Annotated in this window: 6 protein-coding genes; all 6 read right to left on the bottom strand. The window is 75.6% G+C overall.

The window, feature by feature from the left end:
• Nucleotides 1-147: 147 nt before the first annotated feature.
• Nucleotides 148-888, bottom strand: a complete 741-nt coding sequence (locus ACI6QG_RS19380) for a CarD family transcriptional regulator (RefSeq protein ID WP_407026226.1) — start codon at nucleotides 886-888, stop codon at nucleotides 148-150.
• 391 nt (nucleotides 889-1,279) lie between these two features.
• On the bottom strand, nucleotides 1,280-1,612 hold the full coding sequence (gene fdxA / locus ACI6QG_RS19385) for a ferredoxin FdxA (RefSeq protein WP_407026227.1): 333 nt from the start codon (nucleotides 1,610-1,612) through the stop codon (nucleotides 1,280-1,282).
• 69 nt (nucleotides 1,613-1,681) lie between these two features.
• Nucleotides 1,682-2,932, bottom strand: a complete 1,251-nt coding sequence (locus tag ACI6QG_RS19390; RefSeq protein ID WP_407026228.1) for a tetratricopeptide repeat protein — start codon at nucleotides 2,930-2,932, stop codon at nucleotides 1,682-1,684.
• 59 nt (nucleotides 2,933-2,991) lie between these two features.
• Nucleotides 2,992-3,978, bottom strand: coding sequence for a hypothetical protein (locus ACI6QG_RS19395; RefSeq protein ID WP_407026229.1), 987 nt, complete (start codon nucleotides 3,976-3,978; stop codon nucleotides 2,992-2,994).
• A 151-nt stretch (nucleotides 3,979-4,129) separates the two neighbouring features.
• Complete coding sequence (locus tag ACI6QG_RS19400) at nucleotides 4,130-4,423, bottom strand: RNA-binding S4 domain-containing protein (protein WP_407026230.1); 294 nt, start codon at nucleotides 4,421-4,423, stop codon at nucleotides 4,130-4,132.
• A 4-nt stretch (nucleotides 4,424-4,427) separates the two neighbouring features.
• Nucleotides 4,428-4,681: hypothetical protein (locus tag ACI6QG_RS19405; RefSeq protein WP_491630756.1), on the bottom strand; the 254-nt coding region annotated here is incomplete at its 5' end.

The raw sequence follows: 4,681 nt of genomic DNA on the forward strand, positions 1-4,681 counted from the left end.
AGCACCGCCTCCCGAGGATGCGCGCGCACGGCGCGCGCCGGCCCCCTTCAGGGGGCCGCAGCCAAGCCCGCCGGAGGCGGGCGCCCGGCGTAGCCGCCGCCATGGGCGGCGGCGGTGAGGGCATCAACAACCAGCCAAATCGAGCTTTCAGCTCGATTTGGCGAATTCCACCAGTTTCTCGCTGGCGGCGGCGCGGTCGATCTTGAGGATGGCGGCGTATTCGGCTGCCAGCCGCTCCAGGGCCTGCTCGTAGATCTGGCGCTCGCTGAAGGACTGGTCGGGCTGGCCGGCGTTGCGCTGCAGGTCGCGCACCACCTCGGCGATCTGGATGGGATCGCCCGAGTTGATCTTGGCCTCGTATTCCTGGGCGCGGCGGGACCACATGGTGCGCTTGATGCGCGCCTTGCCCTTCAGCGTGTCGATGGCCTGGTCGAACTCCTTGGGCGTGAACAGCTTGCGCAGCCCGGCGGTGGGGATCTTGTTGACCGGGACGCGCAGCGTCATCCGGTTCTCCTCGAAGGTGACGACCACCATGTCCACGTTGATGCCCGCGGCCTCGATGGTCTCGATGCCCTGCACCATGCCGACGCCGTGGGTGGGATAGACGACGTGGTCGCCCGCCTTCAGCTCCACCTTCGGGCCGGGCGGGCGGGGCGGGGCGGCCTGTCCCTCGGCGAAGCCGGGCCGGCCGGGCGAGCGCACGGCGAAGGAAGGCGGCGCGCCCGGGCGCCCCATGCCCGGCCGGGCCGGCCCGGACGGCGCGGCGATGACGATGGCCGGGCGCGGCGCGGCCGGGGCGGGCGCGGGGGCCGGCGCCTCGGCCCGGGCGGGCGCGGCCTTCTTGGCGGTGGGCTTGGCGGCTTCGGCGGACTTCTTCGGGGTGCTCACGGGGTCGGGAACTGCCTTGGTCTGCGCCGCGGGCTTCGGGGCGGCGGGTTTCGGGGCCGGCGCCTTGCTGGCGGCGGATCTGGGGGCGGGGGGCTTCGCCGGGGCGGCGGCCGTGCTGGCCTTGGGCGGCGGGGCCTTGGCCGCCTTCGCCTTCGCTGCCGGCTTCGCCTTCGTGGCCGCCGGCTTCGCCTTCGCGGCCAGGGGCTTCGCCCTGGCCGGGGCGGGCGCGGGCTTGCGGGCCGCGGGCTTGGCCGCGGCGGTGCGGGGGGTGGCCATGGGGCGTGCTCCTCCGTGCCGGTCGGGGCGGGCATGGACGCCCAGCCCGCCGCCGGGGCAGCCTAGCACGAAAACCGCCCCCGGTCACGCGCCGCGCGGCGGCGGCGCCGGCGGCTCAGGGCTTGCCGGGCTCCGGGCTGAACAGCGCCTGCTTGCCCGGCTTGTCCTTCCATTCGTCGGCATCGGCCGGCGCCTCGCCCTTGCGGGTGATGTTGGGCCAGGACTGCGCGTATTGCCGGTTCAGTTCCAGCCAGGCGGTGGACTTGTCGTCGCTGTCGGGGAAGATGGCCTCGGCGGGGCATTCAGGCTCGCACACGCCGCAGTCGATGCACTCGTCGGGGTGGATGACCAGCATGTTCTCGCCCACGTAGAAGCAGTCCACCGGGCAGACTTCCACGCAGTCCATGTACTTGCACTTGATGCAGTTCTCGGTGACGACGTAGGTCACGGGCGCGCGCTCCCGGCAAAGGCTGGATGGGTGGTGATGTGGACCGGGCGGGCCCGCCTGTCCAGCGGGTCAGCGCGTGGCCTGGCGGCGCTGCTCGGCGCGGGCGAAGGCGTTGCCCGCGTCCAGCGCCAGCGCGCGCCGCAGGTCCTCCGCCGCCTCGGCGCGCCGGCCCATTGCCGCCCGCACGGCGGACAGCCGCGCCCACCGCTCGGCCGAGGGCTGGACGCCGATGGCGGCGACCAGGGCGCGCTCGGCCGCCGGCAGGTCGCCGCGCTGGCGCTCCACCCAGCCCAGCGTGGCCAGGGCGGCGGCGTTGCCCGGGGTGGCCGCCACGGCGCCCTGCGCCAGGCGGTGCGCCTCGTCCAGCTCGCGCCCGGCATTGGCCAGCAGCCAGGCCAGGTTGTTCTGCGCCAGGGCGTGCGCGGGCTCCAGCGCCAGCACCTCGCGCCACAGGCGTTCGGCGGCGGGCAGGTCGCCCAGCGCCTCCTGGGCCAGGGCCATGCCGGCGCGCGGGCCGGCGGCGGCGGGCTGCAGCGCGGCGGCGCGGCCCAGGCTGTCCAACGCCTCGCGCGGGCGGCGCGCGGCCAGCAGCAGGCTGCCCTGCGCCACCAGCCCCGGTGCCCAGTCCTCCTGGCGGGCCAGCGCGGCGCGGGTGGCCTCCAGCGCCTCGGCGGGGCGGCCCAGGCTGGCCAGCACCTGCCCGCGCGCGTAGTCGGGCAAGGGCGAGCGCGGGTCCAGCCGCGCCGCCTGCTCCAGCGGGGCCAGCGCCTCGGCCGGGCGGCCGGCGCGCGCCAGGGCCAGGCCCTGGCCGTAGGGGGCGCGGAAATCGGCCGGCGCGGCAGCCGCGGCGGCGGCGTAGAGCGGCACGGCATCGGCGGCGCGGCCGAAGCGCAGGTGCAGCAGGTCGGCCAGTTCCAGGGCGTTCGCCGCTTCGGCCGGGCGGGCGGCGATGGCGCGGCGGAAAGCCGCCTCCATGGCCGCGGCGTCGCCGCGCTGGGCGTGCAGCCGGCCCAGGGCACGCAGGATTTCGGTGGACTGCGGCGCGGCCTGCAGCCCCGCCTCCAGGCGGCGCTGGGCCGCCGCGGCGTCGCCCCGCCGCGCCGCGACCTCCGCGAGGCCCAGATGCGGGGCGACGGACAGGGGGGAGGCGGCGCGCAGGGCCTCGAAGCGGCGCTCCGCCTCGTCCAGCTCGCCGCGCTCCACCAGGGCGATGGCGGCGGCCATCGGAGGGTCGGCGACCACCGCCCCTTCCAGCAGGGTCGCCGCCCGGGCCGGCAGGGCCAGGGCGGCGAGGAGCAGCAGGGTCGGCAGGCGGGGCATGGCGCCATTCCAGCGCGGACGGCGCCGCGGCGCCAGGGCCATGCCCGCCGGCCCGCCGGTCAGGCGCGCCGGCGCCGCGCGGCCATCAGGCCGAGCAGGCCGAAGCCCAGGATGCCCAGCCCCGCGGGGCCCGGCACGCCGGTCGGCGGCACCACCACCGTGCCGCCCACGCCGTTGAAGGCGAACACGAAGGTGGGCGCGCCATCGTTGCGCACGCCGCCGCTGTTGCTCTGCCCCAGCGAGTAGAGCTCGGGCCCGACGGCGCCCAGCAGGGCCAGGGCGTCAGCCAGGTTGGCGCCGGCGCCATAGAAGATGTTGAAGGTCTTGGTGGCGCCGTCCAGCAGGCTGCCGAAGCCGAACACGAACAGCGAGCCGTGGTCAGCCACGCCGCCCTGGTCGCCCTCGGTGTTGGGCAGGGTGGCGATGCCGCCATTGGACGTCGCGGTCATCGGGTTGGCGTTGGCGAAGCCGTCATCGGTGGCGTGCAGCAGGCTGGCCGTGGTGGGCACGCCCTTGTGCGTCACGTACTCCCTGAACTCGGTGGGCGGCACGTCCCAGTCCATGGCGCGGGCGTAGCGCACGTCCGCCACCGTGGCGCCGGTGTTGTTGGCGACGGTCACCTCGGCCTTGAACAGCGCGCCGGTGGCGGTTTCCGTCGCCACGGAGAAGCTGTGCGTCACCGTGAGGCCGGAGCCGGCGGCGGAGGTGACGGAGGTGAAGGAGGTGCCCGGCACGCCGGCCTGCGACACCAGGCTGATGCCCTGGTTGCCGGTGGTGGCGCCCACCTGATTGCCCTGGCCGTTGCCGGCCACGCCCCAGGCTTCGCAGGCGCAGCCGGGCGACAGCGCGTCCTGCCAGCCGGTGCGGCCGGGCACGGCGTTGTAGGCGATGCCCAGCAGCCCGCTGCCATTGCTCGGCGACGGGCCGCCGATGCCCGCCACGTTGGCGTCGAGGTTGCCGGTGCTGTTGGCGCCGATGGCCACGAGGCCATTGCCGCTGACGACGTAGCCCTGCGCCATGGCGGGCAGGGCGAAGGCTGCGCTCAACAGCGCGCCGGCCAGGAAACTTCTCATTGCTCGTCGCTCCCACAAGGTGCCGCACCCCTGGATGACGGTCAAGCAATCAGCGTGCCAAACTTGGAACTTCCTGAATCAGCATGGTATTACGAGGAAAAGGCTTCCGGGACATTCCGGCCTGTTAACTTTCCTGACGCTCCGGCGCGCCGCCCACCTCCTCGTACAGCAGGCGCGCCTCTGCCGCCGGGCCGCGCCGCTCGCCCAGCGCCAGCACGCGCCACACCGCCACCGTGTCGCCGCGCATGAAGGTCAGCACGTCGCCCACTCGCACGCGGGCATGCGCCTTGCCCACCGGCTGGCGGTTCAGGCGGAAGCCGCCGGCCTCCACCAGCCGGGCGCAGGCGGCCTTGGTCTTGGCCAGCCGCGCGTGCCACAGCCAGGCATCCAGGCGGATGAACTCGCCCGGCGCCTCCACCGCGCTACTTGCCCAGCTTGAGCTTCAGCAGGGCGGCGAAGGGGCTGTCCTCCGCCGCCGTGGCCGGCTTGTCCTCGTGGAAGGTGCGGGTTTCCGGCCCGCCCTTCTGGAAGCGGTCGTCGCGGCGCGGGCCGCGGTCGTCGCGGCGGGGGCCGCGCGGCGGGCCATCCGCCCGCGGGCCGCGGAAGCCGCGCTCGCCTTCCGGCCGGGGCGGGCGCTCGCCCTCGGGGCGGGGGGCGCGGTCGGGCCCGGGCGGCG

The organism is Sabulicella flocculans, assembly GCF_045449635.1.
Lineage (GTDB): Bacteria > Pseudomonadota > Alphaproteobacteria > Acetobacterales > Acetobacteraceae > Roseococcus.

What these genes read in the sequence shown, in the direction of transcription:
- ACI6QG_RS19390 (WP_407026228.1), bottom strand. Translation starts at nt 2,932, where the DNA reads ATGCCCCGCCTGCCGACCCTGCTGCTCCTCGCCGCCCTGGCCCTGCCG.